This window comes from Achromobacter sp. ACM05, from assembly GCF_019218915.1.
GTDB lineage: Bacteria > Pseudomonadota > Gammaproteobacteria > Burkholderiales > Burkholderiaceae_B > Achromobacter > Achromobacter animicus.
Window position 1 is genome coordinate 71,513 of record NZ_JAHUWQ010000001.1, and the last position, 25,351, is coordinate 96,863.

The 25,351-nt window shown below is 63.6% G+C and carries 23 protein-coding genes and 1 tRNA gene; 4 read left to right on the forward strand and 20 right to left on the reverse strand.

All coding sequences use genetic code 11. The features are described 5' to 3' along the window. Positions 1-41 precede the first annotated feature (41 nt). The 6 genes from KW836_RS00390 to ribD form a co-directional block, all read right to left on the reverse strand. Complete coding sequence (locus KW836_RS00390; protein ID WP_175125454.1) at positions 42-974, reverse strand: LysR substrate-binding domain-containing protein; 933 nt, start codon at positions 972-974, stop codon at positions 42-44. A 115-nt stretch (positions 975-1,089) separates the two neighbouring features. Further along, positions 1,090-1,180 (reverse strand) — tRNA-Ser (locus KW836_RS00395). A 145-nt stretch (positions 1,181-1,325) separates the two neighbouring features. Further along, positions 1,326-2,879 (reverse strand): SpoVR family protein, encoded by a 1,554-nt coding sequence (locus tag KW836_RS00400; RefSeq protein WP_218342160.1) that lies wholly within the window; start codon positions 2,877-2,879, stop codon positions 1,326-1,328. Beyond that, positions 2,876-4,135, reverse strand: coding sequence for a YeaH/YhbH family protein (locus KW836_RS00405; protein WP_175125456.1), 1,260 nt, complete (start codon positions 4,133-4,135; stop codon positions 2,876-2,878). The genes KW836_RS00400 and KW836_RS00405 overlap by 4 nt, the downstream gene beginning before the upstream one ends. Before the next feature lie 12 nt (positions 4,136-4,147). After that, positions 4,148-6,064 carry a PrkA family serine protein kinase gene (locus KW836_RS00410; RefSeq protein ID WP_370633001.1) on the reverse strand — a complete coding sequence of 639 codons (1,917 nt, stop codon included), beginning with the start codon at positions 6,062-6,064 and terminating at the stop codon, positions 4,148-4,150. A gap of 743 nt (positions 6,065-6,807) precedes the next feature. Next, positions 6,808-7,923 (reverse strand): bifunctional diaminohydroxyphosphoribosylaminopyrimidine deaminase/5-amino-6-(5-phosphoribosylamino)uracil reductase RibD, encoded by a 1,116-nt coding sequence (ribD, locus tag KW836_RS00415; protein WP_370633002.1) that lies wholly within the window; start codon positions 7,921-7,923, stop codon positions 6,808-6,810. A gap of 213 nt (positions 7,924-8,136) precedes the next feature. Here ribD and KW836_RS00420 point away from each other — a divergent pair, with 213 nt between their 5' ends. Both KW836_RS00420 and KW836_RS00425 read left to right on the forward strand, forming a co-directional pair. Then, positions 8,137-8,700 carry a cysteine hydrolase family protein gene (locus KW836_RS00420; protein WP_218342164.1) on the forward strand — a complete coding sequence of 188 codons (564 nt, stop codon included), beginning with the start codon at positions 8,137-8,139 and terminating at the stop codon, positions 8,698-8,700. 19 nt (positions 8,701-8,719) lie between these two features. Then, positions 8,720-9,712, forward strand: coding sequence for a GlxA family transcriptional regulator (locus KW836_RS00425; protein WP_218342165.1), 993 nt, complete (start codon positions 8,720-8,722; stop codon positions 9,710-9,712). Between the two features lie 49 nt (positions 9,713-9,761). Here the strand turns inward: KW836_RS00425 and nrdR are convergent, their stop codons facing one another. From nrdR to tyrS, 4 genes are all read right to left on the reverse strand, one after another. Further along, positions 9,762-10,241 carry a transcriptional regulator NrdR gene (gene nrdR / locus KW836_RS00430; protein ID WP_056327845.1) on the reverse strand — a complete coding sequence of 160 codons (480 nt, stop codon included), beginning with the start codon at positions 10,239-10,241 and terminating at the stop codon, positions 9,762-9,764. 222 nt (positions 10,242-10,463) lie between these two features. Beyond that, a complete protein-coding gene (glyA, locus tag KW836_RS00435) occupies positions 10,464-11,714 on the reverse strand; it encodes a serine hydroxymethyltransferase (RefSeq protein ID WP_218342166.1) in 1,251 nt (416 codons plus the stop codon). A 281-nt stretch (positions 11,715-11,995) separates the two neighbouring features. Further along, a complete protein-coding gene (locus KW836_RS00440; protein WP_175139112.1) occupies positions 11,996-12,649 on the reverse strand; it encodes a YbhB/YbcL family Raf kinase inhibitor-like protein in 654 nt (217 codons plus the stop codon). 71 nt (positions 12,650-12,720) lie between these two features. After that, the gene (gene tyrS / locus KW836_RS00445) at positions 12,721-13,950 is read right to left on the reverse strand and encodes a tyrosine--tRNA ligase (protein ID WP_218342168.1); all 1,230 of its coding nucleotides are present in this window, start codon (positions 13,948-13,950) and stop codon (positions 12,721-12,723) included. A gap of 256 nt (positions 13,951-14,206) precedes the next feature. On the opposite strand from tyrS, the gene KW836_RS00450 reads away from it, so the two are divergent. Then, positions 14,207-15,616 (forward strand): peptidoglycan DD-metalloendopeptidase family protein, encoded by a 1,410-nt coding sequence (locus tag KW836_RS00450; protein WP_175139114.1) that lies wholly within the window; start codon positions 14,207-14,209, stop codon positions 15,614-15,616. Positions 15,617-15,703: 87 nt separating this feature from the next. Next, positions 15,704-16,837, forward strand: coding sequence for an anhydro-N-acetylmuramic acid kinase (locus tag KW836_RS00455; RefSeq protein WP_370632967.1), 1,134 nt, complete (start codon positions 15,704-15,706; stop codon positions 16,835-16,837). A 159-nt stretch (positions 16,838-16,996) separates the two neighbouring features. Here the strand turns inward: KW836_RS00455 and erpA are convergent, their stop codons facing one another. The 10 genes from erpA to KW836_RS00505 all read right to left on the reverse strand — a co-directional run bounded on the left by erpA (position 16,997) and on the right by KW836_RS00505 (position 25,210). Further along, the gene (gene erpA / locus KW836_RS00460) at positions 16,997-17,368 is read right to left on the reverse strand and encodes an iron-sulfur cluster insertion protein ErpA (protein ID WP_063951957.1); all 372 of its coding nucleotides are present in this window, start codon (positions 17,366-17,368) and stop codon (positions 16,997-16,999) included. Positions 17,369-17,454: 86 nt separating this feature from the next. Next, positions 17,455-18,204 (reverse strand): DUF6776 family protein, encoded by a 750-nt coding sequence (locus tag KW836_RS00465; RefSeq protein WP_175139115.1) that lies wholly within the window; start codon positions 18,202-18,204, stop codon positions 17,455-17,457. A 42-nt stretch (positions 18,205-18,246) separates the two neighbouring features. Then, entirely contained in the window at positions 18,247-19,311 is a 1,065-nt protein-coding gene (argC, locus tag KW836_RS00470; protein WP_175125472.1) for an N-acetyl-gamma-glutamyl-phosphate reductase, read from the reverse strand. 193 nt (positions 19,312-19,504) lie between these two features. Next, positions 19,505-19,897: a 30S ribosomal protein S9 gene (gene rpsI, locus KW836_RS00475; RefSeq protein WP_008163098.1), complete on the reverse strand. Its 393-nt coding sequence runs from the start codon at positions 19,895-19,897 to the stop codon at positions 19,505-19,507. 9 nt (positions 19,898-19,906) lie between these two features. Next, the gene (gene rplM, locus KW836_RS00480) at positions 19,907-20,335 is read right to left on the reverse strand and encodes a 50S ribosomal protein L13 (RefSeq protein WP_056564379.1); all 429 of its coding nucleotides are present in this window, start codon (positions 20,333-20,335) and stop codon (positions 19,907-19,909) included. A 303-nt stretch (positions 20,336-20,638) separates the two neighbouring features. Further along, positions 20,639-21,349, reverse strand: coding sequence for an ABC transporter ATP-binding protein (locus KW836_RS00485; protein WP_175139116.1), 711 nt, complete (start codon positions 21,347-21,349; stop codon positions 20,639-20,641). After that, the gene (locus tag KW836_RS00490; RefSeq protein ID WP_175139117.1) at positions 21,346-22,134 is read right to left on the reverse strand and encodes an ABC transporter ATP-binding protein; all 789 of its coding nucleotides are present in this window, start codon (positions 22,132-22,134) and stop codon (positions 21,346-21,348) included. Before KW836_RS00490 ends, KW836_RS00485 begins: the two co-directional genes overlap by 4 nt. Beyond that, on the reverse strand, positions 22,127-23,002 hold the full coding sequence (locus KW836_RS00495) for a branched-chain amino acid ABC transporter permease (RefSeq protein ID WP_175125479.1): 876 nt from the start codon (positions 23,000-23,002) through the stop codon (positions 22,127-22,129). The genes KW836_RS00490 and KW836_RS00495 overlap by 8 nt, the downstream gene beginning before the upstream one ends. Before the next feature lie 3 nt (positions 23,003-23,005). Next, a complete protein-coding gene (locus tag KW836_RS00500; RefSeq protein WP_056564389.1) occupies positions 23,006-23,887 on the reverse strand; it encodes a branched-chain amino acid ABC transporter permease in 882 nt (293 codons plus the stop codon). Positions 23,888-24,055: 168 nt separating this feature from the next. After that, the gene (locus KW836_RS00505; protein WP_175139118.1) at positions 24,056-25,210 is read right to left on the reverse strand and encodes an ABC transporter substrate-binding protein; all 1,155 of its coding nucleotides are present in this window, start codon (positions 25,208-25,210) and stop codon (positions 24,056-24,058) included. Positions 25,211-25,351: the final 141 nt, after the last annotated feature.

A 25,351-nucleotide genomic window follows, 5' to 3' on the forward strand; every position in this document is an offset into this window, starting at 1 on the left:
TTGCTACGCAACATCCGTGTCCCAATCCAGAAAGACCTGCCTCAATTGCCGGAGGCGGCGGCCTCTTGCAGCAGGTGCTCCATCAGCAACCGGGCAGCGCCGGACAGGGGCTCATTGCTGCGCACGCACAACTTGAGCTGGCGACGCGCCCACGCGTCCGTCAAAGGGATAATCCGTAGATCGCCGCAATCGAAGAGGGACAGCGCCTCCACGGGCACGATGCCAATGCCCAGCTCGCAGCGCACCATCGACACCAGCGCATCGTATGACGTGACCTGGAACCGCAGCCGCACCGTCCGATTGATGGCTGCCGCCTCGCGCGTGAAAAGGTAGTTCGCCGCGCTGCCCCGGTGCATGCCGACGTGGTCGTATTCCAGCGTGTCGGCAAACGCCACGCGCTCCCGCGCAGCCAGCGGATGAGACCGGTTGGCCAGCAGCGTCATCACATCGCGCCGGTACGGAAAACTCTGCAGCCCGCTGTCGTCGTCGGTCTGGGTATAGATACCGATATCGCTCATGTTCTGCTGCACCGCTCGCGTCACCGCGGAACTGACGTTCTCCTCCAGATCGATCTGCACGCCGGGGTGCAGCGTCAGAAAGCGCCGCAGATCCTGCGGCAGGAACTGCGTGATGGAAGACAGGTTGGCCGCGATGCGCACATGCCCGCGCACGCCCGATGAAAAATCGCGGATCTCGTCCGTGAGGCCGCGCGCCTGATGCAGCAGCGCCCGCGCATGCCGCGCCAACGCATGGCCCGCGCCCGTCGCCGCCACCCCTCGAGCATGCCGCGTGATCAGCACCACATCCAGGATGCGCTCCAGCTCAGACAGCCGCTTGCTCAGCGCCGAGGGCGCAATGTGCTCACGCGCGGCGGCCGCGGCAATGCTGCCCTCTTCAACCACGGCCACAAAGACCTGCAGGCTGTAGAGATCCAGGCGAGGCGCGGATGATCGGATCGGCAGGTCGAAAGTCATGGCACGAGCGTACCGTAACGATTCGCGGAAATGCAAAAGGCCCCGATCTCTGGGAGATCGGGGCCTTTTTTGGCTTGGCCGCTTTTTAGGGGCTTGGCGGCCTTGCCAGTATTCCTGGCGGACAGAGGGGGATTCGAACCCCCGATACGCTTTTGACGTATACACGCTTTCCAGGCGTGCGCCTTCAACCACTCGGCCACCTGTCCTACTGCACTTCCAGGGGCCTTTCGGTGCTGATGAAAGACGCTGCTGAAAATGCGAATCCGCGATTCTAGCAGAATCGGCAACAGCACAGCAAGCGGGCAAACAAAAAGGGACGCACTACGCGCGTCCCTTCCCCTGCCGGCGTCATTACTTCGACGCGGGCGGGTCCTGCTCCCGGTAGGAGCTGATCGTGCCGTCCGGTTCGGTTTCTTCCAGCCGGACGCGGAATCCCCACAGACGTGCCAGATGCTTCATGACCTGTTCGGCATCTTCGCCGGCCAGCGGTCGGCCGCGGCTCTTCAAGTGGCGCAGCACCAGCGAGCGGTCGGTGTCGCGGTTGAAGCGGACGACCTGGATGTCGGGCACCAGGTTGTCGCGGTTGTGCTGCGCGGCGAGCAGGCGCCGGATGTCGCGGTAGCCCTCGTCGTCGTGGATCGCGGCCACTTCCAGTTTGGGGTTGGCCTGGTGGTCCGAGATCGCGAAGAAGCGGAATTCGCGGATCAGGCGCGGGGACAGATACTGCGAGATGTAGGACTCGTCCTTGAAATTACGCATGGCGAAGTCCAACGTCTTCAACCAGTCGCCGCCCGCGATGTCGGGGAACCAGCGGCGGTCTTCGGGCGTGGGCGCTTCGCAGATGCGGCGGATGTCCGACATCATTGCAAAGCCCAGCGCGTACGGGTTGATGCCGCCATAGCCGCGCTCGTCAAAGCCGCGCTGGCTGACGACGTTGGTGTGGCTTTGCAGGAACTCCATCATGAAGCCGTCGTTCACCAGACCCTTCTCGTGCAGACGGTTCAGGATCGTGTAGTGCCAGAACGTGGCCCACCCTTCGTTCATGACCTTGGTCTGGGTCTGCGGATAGAAATATTGCGCGACCTTGCGGACGATGCGCACCAGCTCCTTCTGCCACGGGGCCAGCTTGGGCGAGTACTTCTCGATGAAGTACAGCAGGTTTTCCTCGGGCTCGGGCGGAAACACGGACGCCGCGACGCGCGTGTCCTTGTCCGCTTCGATGCGCGGCAGCGTGCGCCACAGGTCGTTGTACTGCAGGCGCGCGTGTTCCTCGCGCTCGGCCTGGCGGGTGGCCTCTTCCTTGAAGGAGACCGGCGTCGGGCGCTTGTAGCGGTCGACGCCGTGATGCGACAGCGCATGGCACGAGTCCAGCAGCGACTCCACGGCGTCGATGCCGTAGCGGTCTTCGCACGCCATCACGTACTTGCGCGCGAACACCAGGTAGTCCAGCACGCCGTCGGCGTCTGTCCATTGCCGGAAGAGATAGTTGCCCTTGAAGAAGGAATTGTGCCCGTAGCAGGCATGCGCGATCACCAGCGCCTGCATCGGCATGGAATTCTCTTCCATGAGGTAAGAAATGCACGGGTTGGAATTGATGACGATTTCGTACGCCAGCCCCTGCATGCCGCGGCGGTAGTACTGCTCGTTGCGGATGAATTCCTTGCCGTACGACCAATGCGGGTAGCCAATGGGCAAGCCCGCCGACGCGTACGCGTCCAGCATCTGTTCCGAGGTGATGACCTCGATCTGGTTCGGATACGTGTCCAAGCCGTATTCGCGCGCAATCTGCGAGATCGCGTCGTCATAGGTCTGGATCAGTTCGAACGTCCATTCGGAACCCTGCGAGATCGGCCGGATTCCACCGTCCGATCCCGGCTCCACGAGCGCACCCATGTTGGCGTTCATGCGGTCTCCTTCTTGAACAGGTCGTGGAACACGGGAAAGATTTCCCCGCGGTCGCAAATGCGCCGCATGACGAAGTGCGGTTCCAGTTTCTGTTCATACTCGGCCCACAGACTGCTCTTGCGGGCTTCCTGCGAGTCGGGGATTTCGATGTAGGCAAAGTAGCGCGACGAAGGCAGCAGATGCTCGGCCAGGAATCGCGCGCTCTTGCCCGCATCGGCGCCAAACGAGTCGCCGTCGCTGGCCTGCGCCGCGTAGACGTTCCACGCGGACGGCGGATAGCGCTTTTCCAGGATCTCGCGCATCAGCTCCAATGCCGACAACACGATCGTGCCGCCGCTCTTGGGGTCGTAGAAGAACGTGTGCTCGTCCACTTCCTCCGCGTTGTCGGTGTGGCGGATGAACACCAGATCGACGTGCTCGTACTTGCGCGACAGAAACAGGTAGAGCAGCGTGAAGAAGCGTTTGGCCAGATCCTTCTTGCCCTCGTCCATGGAACCGGACACGTCCATCAGGCAGAACATGACGGCGCGCGCCATGGGGATGGCGACCGACACGCGGTTGCGATAGCGCAGGTCCAGGTCGTCCAGGAACGGCACGCGCGCCAGACGCTCGCGGCAATCCTCGACCTCCTGTTCCAGCTCGCGGATTCGAGCCTGCGACACACCCGCAGCCTTGGCCTCTTCCAGCGCGTCCTCGGCATCGCGCAGGTCGGCGCGCGCCTTCACGCCCAGCGACACCCGACGCGCCAGCGATGACTTCAGCGTGCGGCTGATGCTCAGCGTGCTGGGCGAGCCGGTGGTGGTGTAGCCGGCGCGCTGCCACTTCTTCTGGCTGACTTCGCCAAGCTGGTTGCGCGCCAGGTGCGGCAGTTCCAGATCCTCGAAAAACAGGTTCAGGAATTCAGCACGCGACAGGCTGAAGGTGAACTGGTCCACCGACTCACCTTCACCCGGCTCGGAGCCGCCCTCGCCCTGCCCACCCTGCGGCCGGTCGAAGGTGTCGCCCTTGGCGAATTCGCGGTTGCCCGGATGCACCATTTCGCGGTCGCCGCCCGCGCCGTGCCGGAATGTCGGCTCGGAAATATCGCGGGCGGGCAGATTGATCTCACCGCCTTGATCCATGTCCTGGATCGAGCGGTCACGGATCATCCCGTGTACCGCCTTGCGGATCTGATCCTTGTAACGCCGCAGAAAGCGTTCCCGGTTAACGGCGCTCTTGTTGCGACCGTTAAGACGGCGATCGATCAGTGAATTCATGATTCACCTCGCTCAGGAAGACTTCCTCACACGGAGATACCACTCGCACAGCAGCCTGACCTGCTTTTCCGTGTAGCCCTTCTCCACCATCCGGTCGACGAAGCTCTGGTGTTTCGTCTTGTCCTCGGCCGAGGCCTTGGCGTTGAACGAAATCACCGGCAGCAGGTCTTCCGTATTCGAGAACATCTTCTTCTCGATCACTTCGCGCAGCTTTTCATAGCTGGTCCAGTTCGGATTGCGGCCGCTGTTGTTGGCGCGCGCCCGCAGCACGAAGTTCACGATCTCGTTACGGAAGTCCTTCGGATTGGCAATGCCTGCGGGCTTCTCGATCTTTTCCAGTTCATCGTTCAGCGCGCTGCGGTCGAAGCTTTCGCCGGTTTCAGGGTCGCGGAACTCCTCGTCCTGGATCCAGCAGTCGGCAAACGTGACGTAGCGGTCGAAGATGTTCTGGCCGTATTCGGAGTAGGACTCCAGGTAAGCGGTCTGAATCTCCTTGCCGATGAACTCCGCGTAACGCGGCGCCAGGAAGCCCTTGATGAACTCCAGATAGCGCCGGCGGATTTCGTCGGGATAGTCTTCACGGCCGATGCGCTGCTCCAACACGTACATCAGGTGCACCGGATTGGCGGCCACTTCGGTCTGATCGTAGTTGAAGACGCTGGACAGGATCTTGTACGCGAAACGCGTGGAGACGCCGGTCATGCCTTCATCCGTGCCCGCGTAGTCCTTGTATTCCTGCAGCGCCTTGGCTTTGGGATCGACGTCCTTCAGGCTTTCGCCGTCGTAGACCCGCAGCTTGGAATAGATGCTGGAATTCTCGGGTTCCTTCAGGCGTGTCAGCACCGAGAACTGCGCCATCATGTCCAGCGTTCCGGGCGCGCACGGGGCTTCGGACAGCGAGCTGTGATGCAGCAGTTTTTCGTAGATGCGGACCTCTTCGGACACCTGCAAGCAGTAAGGCACCTTGACGATATAGATACGGTCAAGGAACGCCTCGTTGTGTTTGTTGTTGCGGAAGGTCTGCCATTCCGATTCGTTCGAGTGGGCCAGGATCGTGCCGTTGAACGGAATGGCCGAGAAGCCTTCCGTGCCCTTGAAGTTACCTTCCTGGGTAGCCGTCAACAGCGGATGCAGCATCTTGATCGGGGCCTTGAACATTTCCACGAACTCGAGCAGACCCTGGTTCGCCAGGCACAAGCCACCGGAATAGCTGTACGCGTCCGGGTCGTCCTGCGAATGGCGGTCGAGCTTGCGGATATCAACCTTGCCCACCAGCGACGAAATGTCCTGGTTGTTTTCGTCGCCCGGTTCGGTCTTGGCGATGGCGATCTGCCGCAACACCGACGGATTCAAACGCACCACACGGAACTTCGAGATGTCGCCGTCGAACTCCTTCAGGCGCTTGACTGCCCACGGCGACATGATGCCGGTCAGGTAGCGCTTCGGGATGCCGTATTCCTTTTCGAGCGTGTCGCCGAATCGCTCCGGATGGAACAGCCCGAGCGGCGATTCGTTCACCGGCGATCCCTTCAACGCGTAGATGGGAAAACTTTCCATCAGCGCCTTGAGCCGTTCCGCGATGGACGACTTGCCGCCGCCCACCGGTCCCAGCAGATAGAGGATTTGCTTACGCTCTTCCAGTCCCTGCGCGGCGTGTTTGAAGAACGCGACGATCTGTCCGATCACGTCCTCCATGCCGTAGAACTCCTGGAACGCGGGATAGCGCCGGATGGTCCGGTTGGAAAACAAACGGGAAAGACGTGGGTCGTTGCGCGTATCCACGATTTCAGGTTCACCGATCGCGGCAAGCATGCGCTCAGCGGGGCTGGCGTAGGCCATGGGATCGCGCTTGGCGAGGCTCAGATACTCCTCGAGCGAGAGCTCTGATTCCTGCTCTCTTGCATACTGCGACTTGAAGCCTTCGACGATGTTTTGCACGGAAACCTCCTACATACAACACGCGAAAAATTCAATACGTCCCTACATGCCCATTGTGCATCAGCGCCTGCGAATTACTAAACAACTTCGCTGTTGGCGTTTTCGGCAAGTTGTTATGTTGCTTTCGCCACACATCAACCATAAGCACGATCGGACCCTTTGTGTTTAGGCTGCACCCCTTTCGCACTAGTTCCGTCAGGGATTGCAACTAACGTGAGCAAGTTAACTCGTCGTCTCGAGCATAGACCCGCATATAGCGTGCCTGACGCAACCGCACATGAAATGGTCGGCAACGAAACGACGGAATGAGCGATATCCGATGGATTCTTGTTGGCCCGGGATAAACCCGGAGCGTTCGCCATGCGATCGCAGCGAACGGGCTGAACGGCGCTGGGCGACTTCGTTCAGTGGCGTGCCGGTCGGTGTTGAACTGCGCCGATTCGCGGCACGGGAATCCGTGGTGACGAGGGCGCGCAGCGGCTGTGCGGGTGGTCCGTGAGCGCGTAGCGCCAAGTCATGCTGCTTATGCTAAGCCCGTGACTCTTTTGTGGCAATTCATTTTGCGCGAATATTTGCTCGCGTAATCACCCGAAACGCCTTCGTGCGCGGTGTGGTGCGCGCCCATCGCGCATGCCGATCCTCACGCATCGATAGGGTGCATCGTGCAGACGCAAGCTGTGCGCGGCTTTCAAACGATTGGCAGCCGAACGCGCGGAGTGCTAACAGCAAATCCGTTACGACAACGTGGGCAACGCGACGCTTTCCATCAATTGCCGCCACGTGCCTGCCACGCGCGCGCGCACAGACAGATCGGCGCCCACGCGCGCGATATCGGTAAATTCGTAGCGCCGCGCGGCGTCCAGGTGTTCGAGCATCGGCAAGCGCACCATGCCCGCCGCGTCGCCCAGCAGCACCGGCGCCAGATACAACAACAGTTCGTCGACGCAGCCGGCCGACACCAGCGCACCGCTCAGGCCCGCGCCTGCCTCGACGTGAACCTCGTTGAACTGCTGCTCGCCCATCCAGCGCATCATGGCAGGCAGATCGACGCGGCCAGGTTCCGTGCCCGGCAAGCACACCACGCGCGCATTCTTGTCCGCCAGGCGCGCTGCCTTCGCGGCATCTTCGCGCGCGGTGAACACGATGACCTCTGCGCCATCGAACAGCCGCGCGGTCTCCGGGATCTGGAATTGGCCGTCCACGACGGCCTTGCGCGGCTGGCGCGGCGTATCGACGTCGCGCACGTTCAGCTGCGGATCGTCCTTGAGCACGGTGCCCATGCCGGTCAGCACGACGCAGCTGCGCGCCCGCCAGCGGTGTCCGTCGGCCCGCGCTTCCGGTCCGGTGATCCATTGCGACATGCCGTTATGGAGCGCACTGCGGCCGTCCAGCGACGCCGCCATCTTCATCCACACCCACGGCAGGCCGCGGCTCATACGCGAAATGAAGCCGGCGTTCACCGCCAGCGCTTCTTCGCGGCAGACGCCGGTCGTCACCGCGATGCCCGCTTCGCGCAGCCGCGCCAGCCCCTGCCCGTTGACGAGCGGATTAGGATCACCCATGGCGACCACCACGCGCGCCGGCCGCGCCGCCAGCACCGCATCGACGCATGGCGGCGTGCGGCCAAAGTGGCTGCACGGTTCCAGCGTGACGTAAAGCGTGGAACCGGCGACCGTCTCGCCGCGCGCTTGCGCATCGCGCAGCGCGCAGATTTCCGCGTGCGGGCCGCCCGGCGGCTGCGTCGCGCCTTCGCCCAGCACGCGGCCGTCACGCACGATCACGCAGCCGACCCGAGGGTTGGGCGCGGTGGTGAACATGACGGTGTGCGCCAGCGCCAGGGCGCGTCGCATCCAGAAGAGATCGTCGGAGTCGCGGGTAATGTCCATGCCGAGGATTGTATGTCCGACGCGCACGAATCTGCCGCGCGGTCCGGGCGCTTTCCGGCAGCCACCCCGCCATGTCCGTTTTGGGCCGCCGGTCGTCTTGGAACGCGCTCGCGGATCCGGCCAATCGGGAGTAAAAATGGCGTCACCCTCACGAAGCCATGGCCAGGAGGCCCGGAAATGAAACAGGCACTTATCGTCATCGACGTCCAGGAATCATTTCGCCAACGTCCGTTTTGGGACGAATCGGAGTATCCGGCGTTCATTTCGCAGATCCAGCCGCTGATCGACGCCGCCGCCGCGAAGGACATGCCGGTCCTGCAGGTATTCCACACCAGCCCCGCCGACGACCCCGCCAATCCGTTTTCGCTCGCCTCCGGCCACGTCAGGACGCTCAAGGAATTGCGAATTTCGCCCACGGCGGTATTTCATAAGACAGTGCATTCGTCGCTGTACGCCAAGGACGAGCATGGCGCCTCGTTGCACGATTGGCTGCTCAAACACGGCGTCGAAGGCATCATCGTGGCCGGCATCCGTACGGAGCAGTGCTGCGAAACGACGTCGCGCCATGCCAGCGACGCCGGCTTCAAGGTGGTGTTTCCCACCGACGCCACGCTGACCTTTGCCATGCAAAGCCCGTCCGGCAGGAACTACACGCCGGCCGAGATCCGCGACCGGACCGAGCTGGTCCTGCAGGGCCGCTTTGCCCGCATCGTGCGCGCGGCTGACGCGCTGGCCGCGTAGCGTCCGGTTGGAGGCGCAGATGATCCCGGTGTATTTCGTGGTGCCGCGGGGCATCGTCCTGCTGGACCTCGCGGGTCCGGCGGAAGCCTTCCGCGTGGCCAACAAGCTGTGTCCGGGCACGTTCACGCAGCATTTCTGCGGCCCTTCCCGCGACGTCGAAAGCGGCATTCCGGGCCTGCATTTGGCGCACGTGCAACCGCTGCCGGCGGCCGTGCCCCGCAATGCGCTGGTCATCATCTCGGGCGTGGTGGGCAAACACACGCGCCTGGAAGACGACGATGCGCGCGCCATCGTCGACTGGCTGGCGGTTCGCCACCCGGCCGACGGCTTCACGTTGATGACGGTCTGCGCGGGCGCCCTGTTCGCGGCCGCGGCCGGCCTGACGCGGCAGCGCGAGTGCACCACGCATCACATCTGTCTGGAACAGCTTGCCGCGCTGGATCCCACTGCCCGCGTGCTGGACAACCGCATCTTCGTCGAGGACGGCAACCTGGTCAGCAGCGCGGGCATCACGGCCGGGATTGATCTGGCATTGCACATGGTGTCGCGCCATTGCGGCCCGCGCGCGGCCAGCGAGGCGGCGCGCGACATGGTCGTCTACCAGCGCCGGGCGGGCTCGGATTCCGCGTTGTCGCCCTGGCTGGACCATCGCAGCCATATGCACCCGGGCGTGCACCGGGTCCAGGATGCCGTCATCCGCGATCCGGCCGCGCCCTGGTCGGCCCAGTCGCTGGCGGATCAGGCGCACACCAGCGCCCGCCATCTGACGCGCCTCTTTCGTGAACACGCCGGCTGCACGCCGATGGACTACCTGTATCAGATCCGCGTGGCGCTGGCGCGCGACTTGTTGCGCGACACCCGGCTGGACCTGGAGCGCGTGGCGGAAAAGTCCGGATTCGGGTCGGCGCAACACATGCGCCGCGTATGGCGCAAGTTTCAGCCCCTGACGCCAAGCCTGATGCGGGGGGAGTTCACGCCTGGAGATGCCCTGCGCGGGACGCCAATGCAATGAACGGCGCCCCAGGCGCCGTTCATGATCGGTCAGGCCGCGCCGTGCGGCGCTAGTCCTTGCGCAGCTTGCCGGGCAGCAGCGGCCCCTGCATCTCGCGGATCGCCTCGACGAACTCGCCGATGTCCTCGAAGCTCTTGTAGACCGAGGCAAAGCGCACGTAGGCCACTTTGTCGAGCTTGCGCAGTTCGTTCATGACCAGTTCGCCGATGTGTTCGGACGGCACTTCGCGCTGGCCACTGGCCAGCAGTTGTTCCTCGATGCGCGCGACGGCCGCATCCACGTCCTCCGTGCTGACGGGGCGCTTGCGCAGGGCCAGGCTCAGGCTGGCGCGCAGCTTGACCGGATCGTATTCGCTGCGGCTGCCATTGCGCTTGACGATCGAAGGCATGGCGAGCTCCACCCGTTCATAGGTGGTGAACCGCTTGTCACAGGACAGGCAACGGCGGCGACGGCGAATGGCGTCGCCCTCTTCGGAGACCCGGCTGTCGACGACCTGCGTTTCGGCATTGCCGCAAAATGGACACCGCATGTGTGATCCCTAAAGGCGCTGAAGGCAAAAATTGAGCATATTGTAACGACGGCATGATGCAAAGCGGCATTAGGGACGAATCCGACGCCGCCGAGACATCGGCGCATCGTGCGGCAGATGCCAACGCCTGCCCGCCATAAAGATCAAGGGACGGCACCTTGCGGCGCCGTCCCTTGGTATGACTCTGCCCGGAAGCGGCCAGGCCGCGTCCGGGGCACCTGCTTACTTCTTGCCGTACACCGGCAGACGCGAGGTCAGTTCATTGACCTTGGCGCGCACGGCGGCGATGTTCGCTTCGTCGCGCGGGTTGTCCAGCACGTCGGCGATCAGGTTGGCGGTCAGCTCGGCGTCGGCTTCGGTGAAACCGCGGGTGGTCATGGCCGGCGTGCCCAGGCGGATGCCGCTGGTAAGGAAGGGCTTTTCCGGGTCGTTCGGGATGGCGTTCTTGTTGACCGTGATGTGGGCCTGGCCCAGCACCGCTTCGGCTTCCTTGCCCGTGATGCCCTTGGAACGCAGGTCCACCAGCATGACGTGGCTTTCGGTACGGCCCGAGACAATGCGCAGGCCACGCTTGACCAGCGTGTCGGCCAGCACCTTGGCGTTCTTGACCACTTGCTGCGCGTAGTCCTTGAATGAGGGTTCCAGCGCTTCCTTGAAGGCCACGGCCTTGCCGGCGATGACGTGCATCAGCGGACCGCCCTGGATGCCGGGGAAGATTGCCGAGTTGATGATCTTCTCGTGCTCGGCCTTCATCATGATGACGCCGCCGCGCGGGCCGCGCAGCGACTTGTGCGTGGTCGAGGTGACGAAGTCGGCGTGCGGAACCGGGTTGGGGTAGGCGCCGCCGGCGACCAGACCCGCGTAGTGGGCGATGTCGACCATGAACAGCGCGCCGTTTTCACGGGCGATGCGGGCCATACGTTCGAAGTCGATATGCAGGGCATAGGCCGATGCGCCCGCCACGATCAGCTTGGGCTTGTGTTCCTTGGCCAGCTGTTCGACCTGCTCGTAGTTCAGGACTTCGTTTTCATCCAGGCCGTACGAGATGAAGTTGTACAGCTTGCCCGACGCGTTGACCGACGCGCCGTGCGTCAGGTGACCGCCTTCGGCCAGGCTCATGCCCAGCACGGTGTCGCCCGGCTTGAGCACGGCCATGTACACGCCCTGGTTCGCCTGCGAGCCGGAGTTGGGCTGCACGTTGGCGGCCTCGGCGCCGAAGATCTGCTTCAGGCGGTCGATGGCCAGTTGCTCGACCACGTCCACATATTCGCAACCACCGTAGTAGCGCTTGCCCGGGTAGCCTTCGGCGTACTTGTTCGTGAGCTGCGTGCCTTGCGCTTCCATGACGGCCGGGCTGGCGTAGTTCTCCGAAGCGATCAGCTCGATGTGCTGCTCTTGGCGCTGATCTTCCTTCTGGATGGCGGCCCAAACGTCCGGGTCAGCCTTGGACAAGGTGAGGTTGCGGTCAAACATGACGGGGGTTTCCTGAGGCGGTAAAAGGAAAAAACGAGAGAGAAGAAAACGGCGTCGGGCGGGTAAACCCGCAGAATGCTGAGTAGTTTACCCCGTCATGCGGGATCATTTGCGCTCAAAACGGCCTGAACCGGCCCAATTTCCGGCGGACGGGCGCGAAAACCACGGCATCGCCGCGGGCCGGGAAACGGCTCTCATGACGACTTGAGAAAGATTCATGCAAAGGGCGCGGGCAATAAAAAGGGCCGCGCTTGGCGGCCCTGCGTACATGGCGGTGTCGATCAGGCCGACGTGGCCCCGATTTGCTTGGGCGCCAGCGCCGGATTGAGCGTATAGGTGCCGGTCAGCGACGCTTGCGCGAGCACATGCTTCTGAATGGCCCGCAGCGCGTCTTCGCCGGTGAAAGAGCCCTGCAGGTTCAGGCTGGGCACGTCCAGGGCGTACAGCGTAAAGATGTAGCGATGGACCAGGGCATCGTTCCAGGGCGGGCACGGACCGTCGTAGCCGAAGTACTCGCCGCTCATGTCGTGGTCATTGGCGAACCACGACGAATAGGAATTGATGCCTTGGCGCGCGTCCATGGGGGCCAACGGGCCGCCCTTGCCGCGCGGCGTGATGCCGTTGGAAAACGCCCCTTCGTCGATCTCGCGCAGGTCGGCCGGCAGATCGACCAACACCCAATGGAAGAAATCCACGCGGGCGAGGTCGGCGGGCACTTCGCGGCCTTCCTGGTTGACATCGTCAGGACGCGAGGGCACATCGGGATCGTGGCAGATCAGTGCAAACGACTGCGTGCCCGCGGGGACGTCGTCCCAGGAGAATTGCGGGTTGCAGTTGTCTGCCAGCGCGACGTGCGATTGCGCATCGATCTTGCCGAAAGCATAGCGTTCGGGAATCGACTCGTGATCGGAAAAAGACAAACTCGAAAGTTCCATGTCGTGCTCCTTTAAATGCCGCAAAGGCGCCAGGCGTTTGTATGTACCCTGAGCGTATCAAAACTTCGCATTTACGGGTTCAAGTTAACACGCGCAAACTTGCGCTTGCCCACCTGAACGACGTAAGTCCCGGCCGGCAATTGCAACGATTTGTCTTCCACGCGATCGCCGTTGACGCGCACGCCGCCTTGCTCGACGTTGCGCTGCGCTTCCGAGCCGGAAGCGACCAGCCCCGCTTCACGCAACAGCTTCAGGATGCCCACCGGCGCGCCGCCGATATTGACTTCGGGCATGTCGTCAGGGATGGCGCCGTCGCGGAACCGTGCCTCAAACGAGGCCAGCGCGTCGTCCGCCGCCTTGGCCGAATGGAAGCGCGCGATGATTTCCTGGGCCAGCATGACCTTGGCGTCGCGCGGATTGCGGCCGCCGTCGATCTCCTGCTTGAGCGACGCGATGTCCTCCAGCGAGCGGAAGGACAGCAACTCGAAGTAGCGCCACATCAGCGTGTCGGAAATCGACATAAGCTTGCCGAACATGGAATCGGGCGACTCCGAAATGCCGATGTAGTTGCCCTTGGACTTGGACATCTTCTCTACGCCGTCCGTCCCGACCAGGAGCGGCATCGTCAGGATGCACTGCGGCTCCTGTCCATATTCCTTTTGCAGCTCGCGTCCCACCAGCAGGTTGAACTTCTGATCGGTGCCCCCCAGCTCCAGATCGGACTTCAGCGCGACCGAGTCGTAACCCTGCATCAGCGGATACAGGAATTCATGCACCGAGATGGGGATGCCGCCCTTGAAGCGCTTGGTGAAGTCTTCGCGCTCCATCATGCGGGCGACCGTGTAGCGCGACGCCAGCTGGATCATGCCGCGCGCGCCCAGGGGATCGCACCATTCGGAGTTGTAGCGGATCTCGGTGCGGGCCGGATCCAGCACCAGGCTGGCCTGGGCGTAATAGGTCTTGGCGTTGACCTCGATCTGCTCGCGCGTCAGCGGCGGGCGCGTGCTGTTGCGGCCGCTGGGGTCGCCGATGGTCGAGGTGAAATCGCCGATCAGGAAGATGACGTTGTGCCCCAGGTCCTGCAACTGGCGCATCTTGTTCAGCACCACCGTATGACCCAGGTGAATGTCCGGCGCGGTCGGATCCAGGCCGAGCTTGATGCGCAGCGGCACGCCGGTGGCGCGGCTCTTGGCCAGCTTGCGGGCGAATTCGGACTCGACCAGCAGTTCATCGCAGCCGCGCTTGGCTATACGCAGATCCGCTTCGACTTCGGGGGTGATGGGGGCTTCGGTGGGTGACATGACAGGGGGCCCAAGGCGGCTTCAGCCGACAAAAAGGTGTAAAAAGTGACGAAAACTATCGTAAATTCTAGCCGAATCGGCTAGGATACCGGCCTAATCATACGCAACTGCCATATGTACGCAGGTGCGTTCGCTCTACCATCCCTTGTTCACAGATGCGCCCCCGCGCCAGCCCTTGCCCCGGAAACGTGGCGCGCGAGGGCCGTTCGTGTACCGCACCCTGCGAGTTCAAGCCACCTGAGAGGGTATTTTCACGATGACTCGTGGCCTCCACGAACTGGCGAGTGGCCTCAAGCGCAAAGTCGCTGCCGTATTTGCGCCCGTTGAGCCCAAGCCCCATCGCTCGGGACTTTTCCGCCGCACGCTTCTCGTCACCGCAATTGGTCTGTTCGCAGGCGCCGCCGCTCTCGGCATGGTGCAGCAACCCGACCGCACCGAACTCCCCCCCTCGCGCGTCATCCAGAGCATTCTGCCGCTGACCGCCGAGCAAGTCGAAGTCAGCACCCCCAGCGCCGCCCCCTACATCAGCGAAACCCGGATCCGTCCGGGCGACACGCTGTCGGCAGTGCTGCAGCGCCTGGAACTCGACGCGCCCAACCTGCAATCCTTCCTGACGCACGACGCCAGCGCCCGCAGCATCTACAAGCTGTATCCCGGCCGCTCGGTGCAGGCCGCCACGGACGAACAGGGCAATCTGGTCTGGCTGCGCTACATCCACACTCCCGGCAATGAAACCGACGGCCAGGTCGTGACGCGCATGCTGCACGTCGCCCCGTCCGGCGACAGCTACAAGGCCGAGGAAGTCACCGAAAGCACCGAACGCCAGACCCGCGTCGCCGTCGGCACCATCAAGTCCTCGCTCTTCGGTGCCACGGACTCCGCCGGCATCCCGGACTCGGTCACCATGCAAATGGCCGACATCCTCAGCGCCAAGATCGACTTCCTGCGCGACCTGCGCCAAGGCGATCAATTCCGCGTGGTCTACGAAGTGCGTTCGCATGACGGCCGCTACGCTGGCGCCGGCCGCGTGCTGGCCCTGGAATTCATCAACGGCGGCAAGACCTTCAACGCCGTCTGGTTCAGCCCCGACGAAAAGTCCGGCTCCTATTACGACTTCGACGGCACCAGCCTGCGCGGCGCGTTCCTGCGCACCGCCCTGAAGTTCAGCCGCATCAGCTCGACGTTCGGCATGCGCATGCATCCCATCCACAAGACCTGGACGGGACACAAGGGCGTCGACTACGCCGCGCCGTCGGGCACGCCGATCCACTCCACCGCGGACGGCACGGTCGAATTCTCGGGCTGGCAGAACGGCTACGGCAACGTGGTCATCGTCAAGCACCACGGCAAGTATTCGACGCTGTACGCGCACCAGAGCCGCATCGCCGAAGGCGTCACCAAGGGCTCCAAGGTCTCGCAAGGCCAACTGCTGGGCTATGTCGGTTCCACCGGCTGGGCCACCGGCCCCCACCTGCACTACGAATTCCGCGTCGACAACCAGCCCATCGACCCGCTGTCGGTGGACCTGCCCGTGGCGCGCGCCCTCGAACCCGCGGAAGTCCGCGCGTTCAACCAGGCGGTTGGACCCTACAAGCAGCAGATCCAGTTGCTGACGCAATTCCAGCAGACGCTGCCTGACGCGCTGACCAACGTGGCCAGCCGCTAAGGCAGGTCCGCACTAAACAGGCCCGCGCGCAGCGGGTGCGGCGGCGGGGCGGCAAGCCCCAGCCGCCTTTTTTATTTGGAGGCGCCCGTGAATGCCACCCTGCCCTTGCAGCAAGACCGCCGCCCGCTCTACATCGGCCTGATGTCGGGCACCAGCGTCGATGGCGTCGACGGCGTGCTGGCCCGCCTCGAAGACGGACAACCGCCGCAGGTGCTGGCCAATGCCAGCCTGCCCATGCCGGAGAATCTGCGCCGGGAGTTGCTGGCACTGAACGTTTCGGGAGGCGACGAGCTCGCCCGCGCCGCGCTCGCGGCCAATGCACTGGCGCGCGTGTATGCCCAGGCCGTGGCAAAGCTGCTTGCGGATGCCGGCGTGGCCGCAGCCGACGTCAGCGCCATTGGGGCACACGGCCAGACCGTGCGGCACCGACCTGACCTGGGCTACACCCTGCAGCTCAACGCGCCTGCCCTGCTGGCGGAACAGACCGGCATTTCGGTGATCGCCGACTTCCGTACGCGCGACGTCGCCGCTGGCGGCCAGGGCGCGCCGCTGGTGCCGCCGTTTCACGCCGCCATCTTCGGTGCCAGCCACGGCCGCGCCGTGCTGAACCTGGGCGGCATTGCCAATGTGACACTGCTTGAGCCGGGGCAGCCAGCGCGCGGCTTTGACACCGGCCCAGCCAACGTGTTGCTGGACGGCTGGTGCCAGCGCCATCTGGGCCGACCTTACGACGCCGGCGGCCGCTGGGCCGCGACGGGACAGGTGCTGGCGCCCCTGCTCGAACAACTGATCGGCAGCGAGCCGTGGTTCGGTTTGCCGCCCCCCAAATCCACGGGCCGCGACCTGTTCAACATGCAGTGGCTGGACACCCGACTGGCGGAGTTCGACGGTGCCGCGCCCGCCCCTCAAGATGTGCAGGCGACGCTGCAGCGGCTGACCGCCAGGACGGTCGCCGACGCGATCGATCGGGCCGCGGCGGGGACGCAGGAGGTCTTTGTGTGCGGCGGCGGGGCGCACAACGCCGGCCTGATGCAGGAACTGGCGTATTGCCTGCAACGCCCCGTTCGTCCCACCGATGCGCTAGGCGTGCCCGCGCAGCAGGTGGAGGCCTTGGCATTTGCGTGGCTGGCGCATGCGTTCATAAAGGGCAAGCCAGCCGGCCTGCCCAGCGTGACCGGCGCACGCGGCCCGAGGATACTTGGAGCGCTGTATCCGGCTTGAGCTCCGCATCAGGCTCGGGCGGCGGTCTGGGTTTGGCGCTTGGCGCGCGGCGGGGACGCGCCGCATCGCGCGTAGAATCCCCGCTACGCGCCAAGCGCCGCCCCAATGCAAAAAGCCCTTCGGAAAACCGAAGGGCTTTTTCCTTTCCGGTCTTGGCGATTACACCGAGAACGAGGAGCCGCAGCCGCAGGTGGTGCTGGCGTTGGGATTGCGGATGACGAACTGCGCGCCTTCCAGGTCTTCCTTGTAGTCGATCTCGGCGCCGACCAGGTACTGGAAGCTCATCGGGTCGACGAGCAATTGCACGCCGTCCTTGTCCAGCACGGTGTCGTCTTCGTTGACGACTTCGTCAAACGTGAAACCGTACTGGAAGCCGGAACAGCCGCCGCCCTGGACGAATACGCGCAGCTTCAGTTCGGGGTTGCCTTCTTCGGCCAACAGGTCTTTCACTTTGGCGGCAGCCGAGTCGGTGAACACCAGGGGAACAGGCGGGGGGGCCTGAAGGTCGACGGTTTCGGTCACTGCATTCATGGTTCACTCCTGGCCGAATCGGCCATATTTCAGTGAGCGGCGTCGCCGCTCGTATGGTGTCACTATAGCGCAGGGCTTGACCAGACTCAAAGTTCCAGTTTGACACTGCGCGATGCGCGGACGGTTTCACCCTCGAGGACGCTAACGGTCACACTTTCGGGGACAAATCCCTCGGGCACGGCCAGGATGCCCTGGCTGCGCTGGTATTGGTCGAACTGCAGGGCAAGCGAGGCGGCGGCCAGGTTTTCGCCCGTGGCCGTGACGGGACCGGTTTCGGCCTTGACCTGCATGGGCGCGAGGTCGACGGTGACGGTTTCGCCCTTGAGCACGCCTGTGGCCTGAAAGCGCAGGGCGCCCGCGAAGGGCGTGCCGCCATTGCGGCCGCTGCGCATCAGCAGCACCTTGTAGCGCAGACCGCCGCCTTCGCGGTCGATCTGAACGCCCCGGATGTCCACAGACCCCTCAGGACCGGGCGGCAGCAGTTGCTCATAGAACGCGAGCTGGTCGCGTACGCGGCCGACTTCGGCTTGCGCGGCGTGGAGCTGGGTTTCGAGTTCCTGGCGGGCGGATCGTTCGATGACCAGTTCGCCGTCGGCGGTATCGAGTTGGCCGCGGATGTAGCGCAGCTGCGTGGCCTGCTGGCGCATGGCCTCGTCCTGGGCTTCGGCCTGCTGGACGCTGATGACCACGGCGTCCTGCGGACGGTAGAGGTGCCGCGCGTGAAAGAACCCGGCGGCGCCACCCGCAAGCACGCCCAGCAGCAGCATCGCGCAGAGACGCACGATGGCGCCATAACGGGCGCGAGGCGGGGAACTGACTGACGGATCTGCAGGCATAAAGAGCAATATTGGCGGCCCGCCGAGCGGGCCGCCCTGGCCTTACGGCAGGATGGCGACCTGGTCGAGGCCGACCGTTTCGGGGATGCCGAACATGAGGTTCATGTTCTGCACCGCCTGGCCGGCGGCGCCCTTGACCAGATTGTCCTGCACGACCATGACGATCAGCAGGTCGCCGTTATCCGGGCGGCTGAGCGCGATGCGCAGGTTGTTGGAACCGCGCACCGAACGCGTTTCGGGATGGCTGCCGGCAGGCATGACGTCCACGAAGGGCTCGTCGGCATAGCGCTGCTCGAACAGCGCCTGGAAGTCGGTGTCGCGCGCTTCGGGCTTGATGCGGGCATAGATGGTGGAGAACATGCCGCGGATCATCGGCACCAGATGCGGCACGAACGTCAGGCCCACCTTGCCGCCGGCCAGCTTTTCGAGCTGGGCGGAGATCTCGGGGTGGTGACGATGGCCGGCCACGCCGTAGGCCTTGAAGTTGTCGGAGGCTTCGGAGAACAGCGAGCCCACTTCTGCCTTGCGGCCCGCGCCGGACACGCCCGACTTGCAGTCGGCGATCAGGGTTTGCGTATCGACCAGCGCCTTGCCGCCTTCAAGCAGCGGCGCCAGGCCCAGCAACACCGTGGTCGGGTAGCAGCCGGGGTTGCCGATGACGCGCGCCTTGGAGATGGCTTCGCGGTTCAGTTCGACCAGGCCGTATTGCGATTCGGCCAGGATGTCCGGGCAGGTATGGGGAATCTTGTACCAGCGTTCGAACGTGGGAATGTCCTGCAGGCGGAAGTCGGCGGCCAGGTCGATGACGCGGGTGCCGGCAGCGATGAGCTCTTGCGCCTGCGCCATGGCCACGCCGTGCGGCGTGGCAAAGAAGACGACGTCGCAGTCGGTCAGCGAGGCCTTTTCCGGGGCCGAGAAGGCAAGCTTCACACGGCCGCGCAGGTTGGGATACATGTCGGCGACGGGCAGGCCGTCTTCCTTGCGGGACGTGATGGCAGTCAGTTCCACGTTGGGATGCTGCGACAGCAAGCGCAGCAGTTCGACGCCGGTATATCCGGTGCCGCCGACGATACCAACCTTGATGCGGGTGTTCGATGCTTGGGCCATGATGGATGCTCTTCGGAGAACGAATGACGATTGTATCGCTCGGGAAACGACGGATTGCACCGGCGTGCCGGATTTGGCACTGCAAACCTTTTTTCCGACCGGGCGGGTGGCGCGGAGTTCCGCGCGGGGCCGGCGATGACGCATTGCCGGCCCAAAAACAAAAAGCCCGCCGAAGCGGGCTTTTTGCAGGGCATTAACGCTTGCTGAACTGCTTGCGACGACGCGCCTTGCGGAAGCCGACCTTCTTACGTTCGACTTCACGGGCATCGCGCGTGACGAAGCCAGCTTGCGACAGCGAGGGCTTCAGCGTGGCGTCGTAATCGATCAGGGCACGCGTGATGCCGTGACGGATTGCGCCGGCTTGGCCGGTTTCGCCGCCGCCGTGCACGTTGACCTTGATGTCAAACGATTCCAGGTGGCCGGTCAGTTCCAGCGGCTGGCGCACGACCATACGGCCGGTTTCACGAGCGAAGAACTCGTCGACGGGCTTGCCGTTGACGACGATCTTGCCAGTGCCCTTCTTGATGAAAACGCGAGCCACCGAAGTTTTGCGACGGCCGGTTCCGTAATTCCAGTTACCGATCATGGCGTTTCCTTAGAGATCCAGCGTCTTGGGCTGCTGGGCGGTATGCGGGTGCTCGGCACCGGCATAGACCTTAAGCTTCTTGATCATGGCGTAGCCCAGAGGACCCTTGGGCAGCATGCCCTTGACGGCCTTCTGAATGGCACGGCCGGGAAAACGCTCTTGCATTTTCTCGAAGTTCGTTTCACGGATACCGCCCGGGTACGTCGTGTGGCGGAAGTACTTCTTGTCCTTCGCCTTGGCACCGGTAACAACGATATCGGACGCGTTGATGATGACGATGTAGTCACCGGTATCAACGTGAGGCGTGAATTCAGGTTTGTGCTTGCCACGCAGACGACGTGCGACTTCGCTGGCCACACGACCGAGGACTTTGCCCTTGGCGTCGATCACAAACCAGTCACGTTGGACTTCATGCGGCTTGGCCACAAAGGTCTTCATGATGGTTCCTAAGAATAAAAATTTGCTCTGGCCGGAACATCCCGCCAGTGTTCTTTCCCAAACTAGGCCGCGTATTGCAGCGCTTTGGCTACACGCCTTGGCCACAACCTACAGCCCTTAATCGCCCCCCGCCTAAGCGTTATGAATCCGCCCGTGCAAAGGTCAAAATGAGGGAAAGCCTGAAATTCTAACACGGTTGCTCAAAAAATGGGCAAGCGGAAAGAATTCGAGTGACTTGCGGCTGGCCGCCACCAGACGGCAGCCGCAATTTGGATAAGGGGACAAATGATGCCCCCTGCCCCGTCAGGCGCCCAGGTAGGCTTCCAGCACGCGGGGATGGCCCAGCAGTTCGCGGCCGGTGCCCTTCAGCGCCAACGCGCCGTTTTCAAGCACATAGCCGTGTTGCGCGATCTTCAAGGCCTGGCGCACGTTTTGCTCAACGAGGAACAGCGTGAGGCCGTCGGCGTTGATGGCGCGCAGTGAACGGAAGATTTCCTGGACCACGATCGGCGCCAGGCCCATCGACGGTTCGTCCAGCAGCAACAGGCGCGGCTTGGCCATCAAGGCGCGGCCGATGGCCAGCATCTGCTGTTCGCCGCCGGACAGGTTGCCGGCCATGCCATTGATCCGTTCCTTCAGGCGCGGGAACAGGTTGAAGACGTATTCCAGATCGGTGGCGACGTTCTTCAGGCCACGGCGATAGGCGCCGAGTTCCAGGTTTTCCAGCACCGTCATGGTGGTGAGGATGGCCCGGCCTTCCGGCACCTGCACGATGCCGCGCGCGACCAGCTGGTTCGGCGCGAGGTTGGTGACGTCTTCGCCCTCGAAGAGGATGCGGCCGCGCGCTTTGGGCAGGAGGCCCGACAGCGCCAGCAGCGTGGTCGACTTGCCGGCGCCGTTGGCGCCGACCAGGGCGGTGATTTCGTTGGCGTTCAGGTCCAGGTCGATGCCGCGCACGGCTTCGATGTGGCCGTAGTTGACCTCGAGTCCGCGGACTTCCAGCATGGCGCTCATTTGGCGGCCTCCGCTTGTTCGGTGTCTTCGTCGTCTTCGCGGCCCAGGTAGGCCTCGATGACCTGCTCGTTGTTGCGGATTTCCTCGGGACCGCCGCAGGCGATGATCTTGCCGAAGTTCAGCACCGCAATGCGTTCGCACAAGCCCATGACGAAGCGCATGTCGTGCTCGATCATGAGGATGGTGTAGCCGCGGTCGCGGATCGCCAGGATCTCGCGCATCAGTTCGGCGCGTTCGCCGGTGTTCATGCCGGCGACGGGCTCGTCCAGCAGCAGCAGCTTGGGCTCGGTGGCCAGTGCGCGCGCCAGCTCCAGGCGGCGCTGTTCGCCGTAGGACAGGTTGTCCGCCAGATCGTTGGCCTTGTGATCCAGGCGCATCCACGTCAGCAGTTCATGTGCGCGTTCGCGGGCGCGCTGCTCGTGCTCTCGGTAGCCGGGCAGGCCCAGCAGCAGGCTGGGGAAACCGTAGTTCATGTGGCGATAGGCGCCCACGACGACGTTCTCCAGCAGCGTCATTTCCTTGAACAGACGGATGTTCTGGAACGTGCGGGCGATGCCCATGCGCGTGATGCTGTGCGGCTTCTTGCGCAGGACGCTTTCGCCCTGGAACGTGATGGTGCCGCCGCTGGGCGGCAGCAGGCCGGTGATGAGGTTGAAGACCGTGGTCTTGCCGGCGCCGTTCGGGCCGATCAGGCCGAAGATGGCGCCTTCGGGCACGGACAGGCTGACGTCATGCAGCACATGCAGGCCGCCAAAGCTCTTGGAGACGGAGGACAGCTCAAGCATGACGCTTCCCTCCCTGGCGGCTTTGACGCATCCAGCGCTTGAAGCGCGCCGGATCCCAGATGCCTTGCGGCAGGAACAACACAATCACCACCAGGATCACTCCATTCGCGATCAGGCGCAGATCCGCAAATCCGCGCAGCAATTCAGGCAGCACCGTAATGATGAAGCTGCCGATCACGGGACCGGCCAGGCCGCCGATGCCGCCCAGGATCGCCATCGTCAGGATTTCGACGCCACGGTCGAAGCCGTATTCGTTGGGACCGATGAAGAACGTCAGGTGCGCGTTCAACGCGCCAGCCAGGCCGGCGATCATGGCGCCGGCAACAAAGGCCAGCATCTTGTTCGAACGCACGTTGATGCCCATCAGGCCCGCCGCCGTCTCGTCGCCACGGATGGCGTCGAAGGAGCGGCCGATCTTGGAAGCACGCACGCGCCACAGCACGAACAGCACGATGATGACGGCCAACAGGACGTGCCACCACTGCGTGAGTTGCGGGATGCCGTTCAGGCCCAGCGCGCCGCCGGTGAGGGACTCGGTGTTCAGGATGGTCACGCGGACCACTTCACCGAATCCCAGCGTGGCCATCGCCAGGTAGACCCCGGACAGCCGCAACGTCGGCAGGCCGATCAGGGCCGCCACCAGCGCGGGCGCGGCCATGCCGCCAGCCAGCGCCACCGTGAACGGAGCGTCGTAATTCATGGTGAGCAGCGCGGCGGTGTAAGCCCCGATGCCCATGAAGGCGGCGTTGGCCATGGCCAGCATGCCGCAGGCCAGCGTCAGCCAGATGGAGAGGGCCAGGAGTGCATTGGTGCCAAGCGTCAGCACCAGGTTGCCGTAGATGGCCCAGAAATTTTCGAATCCGCTCATACCTTAAGCCTTGCGTTGAACCACTTTGCCGAACAGACCTTGCGGGCGGACCAGCAGGATCAGGAACAGCAGGCCGAAAGCCACCGCGTCGCGCATGGTGGAGCCGATGTAAGCCACGGACAGCACCTCGGCGAAGCCCAGGAAGAGACCGCCCAGCATGGCGCCGCGAATGTCTCCCATGCCGCCCAGGATGATGACCGCGATGCCCTTGTGCAGCATCGGCTGGCCCATCAGCGGGAACAGCGCGTTCGAGTACAGCCCGATCAGCACGCCGGCCACGCCGCCCAGAGCGGCCGCGGCGAACGAGGTGGTGATGAACAGCTTTTCGACGTTGATGCCCAGCAGCCAGGCGGCCTTGGGCGATTCGGCAATGGCGCGCAGCGCGCGGCCGAACTGCGTGCGGCGCATCACGTACATCAGCACGGCCATCAGCGCGAACGACAGGAAGATGATGCCCAGTTCGATGACGGTCAGGTGCAGGCCGGCGACTTCGATGACTTCCTCGGGCACGGTGCCGTGCGGGAAGCGCAGGTTGCTGGCGCCAAAGATGCTTTGGGCGCCGTTGTTCAGGATGATGCCGACACCGATGGTGGCGATCATGGGAATCAGGTGGGGTGCGTTGCGCTTGCGCAGCGGCTTGAGGACCAGGTAGTCGATGATGACCCCGGTGAAGCCGGCGACGAAGAACGCGACCATCAGCGCGGCCCACAAGGGCAGGCTGAACTGCTGGACCACGACAAGTGCTGCGTAGGCGCCAACCATGAAGACGGCGCCATGCGCCAGGTTGATCACCCCGAGCACGCCGAAGATCAGCGTGAAGCCCAGCGCGAACAGTGCATACACACAGCCCAGCGACAAGGCATTGACGAATTGTTGTTCGAACATGATGGGACTTTCCAGATCTGAGAGGGCCACCTCGCTGTGCCCACAGCGAGGTCTTTTCTGCTTCCGGGGAAGCTTTCTACTTGGGACGGCCCTGCGATAAAAAGCGCCTTGCAGACGGCCGGCAAGCCATCCGCAAGGCGCATCCCCCCGCGCGGGGATGCGTACTGCTTACTTCTCGATGACGTACTTGCCGTCCTTGGTCACGCTGACGATCGGCGCTTGGTCGGCGTCGTAACCGGCCGGCTTGCCGGCGCGGTCGGTGGCCTGGCGGAACTTGAACGGGCCGGTGGCGCCGGTCCAGGTCACGGACGGCAGGGCATCGCGCAGAGCAGCGCGATCCTTGGCCAGTTCGCCGGTGATCTTGGTGTTCTTCAGGGCCTGGGCAACGATGTACATGGCGTCATACGACTGCGCCGCGAACTGGTCGGGGGCATTCGTGAACTTGGCCTTGTAGGCGTCGATGAACTTGACGTTCTCGGGGGCCTTGTTCTCGATCGACCACGGGCTGCCGATCCAGAGATTGTTCGACGCGCCGCCGGGGGCCAGGTCGAAAATCTTGACCGAGTTCATGCCGTTGCCGCCGATGACCGGCACGTTCAGGCCGAGTTGGCGGGCCTGGACCATGATCGGGGCGCCTTCGGCCAGCAGTGCGGACAGCACAATGGCGTCGGGGTTGGTGCCCTTGATCTTGGTGAGCTGGGCCTTGAAGTCCACGTCGCCCTTGGCGAACGTTTCGGTCGTGGTGACCGGGATCTTCTGGTCTTCCAGGGCCTTCTTGAAGTTGTCGTAGCCGCTCTTGGTGAAGACGTCGTCGTTGCCGTAGAGCACCGCCACGTTCTTCAGGCCGGTCTTGGCCTTGACGGTGGAGATGGTGGCGGGCAGCACGTCGGCTTCGGTGACCGAGTTGCGGAACACGTAGTTGCCGATGGAGGTGATGCCGTCAGCGGTGTTGGAGGTGCCGAAAGCGACCGTCTTGGCGGCCTGGGCGACCGGGTCGGCGGCCTGGGCGGAGTTCGACAGGGTGGGACCGAAGACCATCAGGACGTTGTCCTTGAAGATCAGCTTCTTGAAGACGTTGATGGCTTCTTCTTTCTTGCCTTGTTCGTCTTCGATTACCAGGACGATCTTGTTGCCGTTGATGCCGCCTGCGGCATTGATTTCATCGGCAGCGAGCTGGAAACCGTTGCGGATCGACACGCCGTACTGGGCGGCGCCGCCGGACAGGGCTTCAGCCACGCCCAGCTTGATGTCGGCAGCGTTGGCGGCCGGGACGATACCGGCGGCGATCAGCGCGGCCAGCAGCTTTTTGGTCTTGGATTGCATGGTTGTTACCACCTTAAAGTCTGTCTCGGAATATTGGTAATCCGGGCTGATGTAATCCTGCCGGATTGACGTCGATGCCGCCTAAAGGCCGCATGTATGCGCGTCAAGACCCGGGATATTACTCCTTTGTATCAGGCCGAA

Coding starts and splice junctions, on each gene's coding strand:
- KW836_RS00390 (WP_175125454.1), bottom strand. CDS start 974: ATGACTTTCGACCTGCCGATCCGATCATCCGCGCCTCGCCTGGATCTC.
- KW836_RS00400 (WP_218342160.1), bottom strand. CDS start 2,879: ATGAACGCCAACATGGGTGCGCTCGTGGAGCCGGGATCGGACGGTGGA.
- KW836_RS00405 (WP_175125456.1), bottom strand. CDS start 4,135: ATGAATTCACTGATCGATCGCCGTCTTAACGGTCGCAACAAGAGCGCC.
- ribD (WP_370633002.1), bottom strand. CDS start 7,923: ATGCGACGCGCCCTGGCGCTGGCGCACACCGTCATGTTCACCACCGCG.
- KW836_RS00420 (WP_218342164.1), top strand. CDS start 8,137: ATGAAACAGGCACTTATCGTCATCGACGTCCAGGAATCATTTCGCCAA.
- KW836_RS00425 (WP_218342165.1), top strand. CDS start 8,720: ATGATCCCGGTGTATTTCGTGGTGCCGCGGGGCATCGTCCTGCTGGAC.
- nrdR (WP_056327845.1), bottom strand. CDS start 10,241: ATGCGGTGTCCATTTTGCGGCAATGCCGAAACGCAGGTCGTCGACAGC.
- glyA (WP_218342166.1), bottom strand. CDS start 11,714: ATGTTTGACCGCAACCTCACCTTGTCCAAGGCTGACCCGGACGTTTGG.
- KW836_RS00440 (WP_175139112.1), bottom strand. CDS start 12,649: ATGGAACTTTCGAGTTTGTCTTTTTCCGATCACGAGTCGATTCCCGAA.
- tyrS (WP_218342168.1), bottom strand. CDS start 13,950: ATGTCACCCACCGAAGCCCCCATCACCCCCGAAGTCGAAGCGGATCTG.
- KW836_RS00450 (WP_175139114.1), top strand. CDS start 14,207: ATGACTCGTGGCCTCCACGAACTGGCGAGTGGCCTCAAGCGCAAAGTC.
- erpA (WP_063951957.1), bottom strand. CDS start 17,368: ATGAATGCAGTGACCGAAACCGTCGACCTTCAGGCCCCCCCGCCTGTT.
- KW836_RS00465 (WP_175139115.1), bottom strand. CDS start 18,204: ATGCCTGCAGATCCGTCAGTCAGTTCCCCGCCTCGCGCCCGTTATGGC.
- argC (WP_175125472.1), bottom strand. CDS start 19,311: ATGGCCCAAGCATCGAACACCCGCATCAAGGTTGGTATCGTCGGCGGC.
- rpsI (WP_008163098.1), bottom strand. CDS start 19,897: ATGATCGGTAACTGGAATTACGGAACCGGCCGTCGCAAAACTTCGGTG.
- rplM (WP_056564379.1), bottom strand. CDS start 20,335: ATGAAGACCTTTGTGGCCAAGCCGCATGAAGTCCAACGTGACTGGTTT.
- KW836_RS00485 (WP_175139116.1), bottom strand. CDS start 21,349: ATGAGCGCCATGCTGGAAGTCCGCGGACTCGAGGTCAACTACGGCCAC.
- KW836_RS00490 (WP_175139117.1), bottom strand. CDS start 22,134: ATGCTTGAGCTGTCCTCCGTCTCCAAGAGCTTTGGCGGCCTGCATGTG.
- KW836_RS00495 (WP_175125479.1), bottom strand. CDS start 23,002: ATGAGCGGATTCGAAAATTTCTGGGCCATCTACGGCAACCTGGTGCTG.
- KW836_RS00500 (WP_056564389.1), bottom strand. CDS start 23,887: ATGTTCGAACAACAATTCGTCAATGCCTTGTCGCTGGGCTGTGTGTAT.
- KW836_RS00505 (WP_175139118.1), bottom strand. CDS start 25,210: ATGCAATCCAAGACCAAAAAGCTGCTGGCCGCGCTGATCGCCGCCGGT.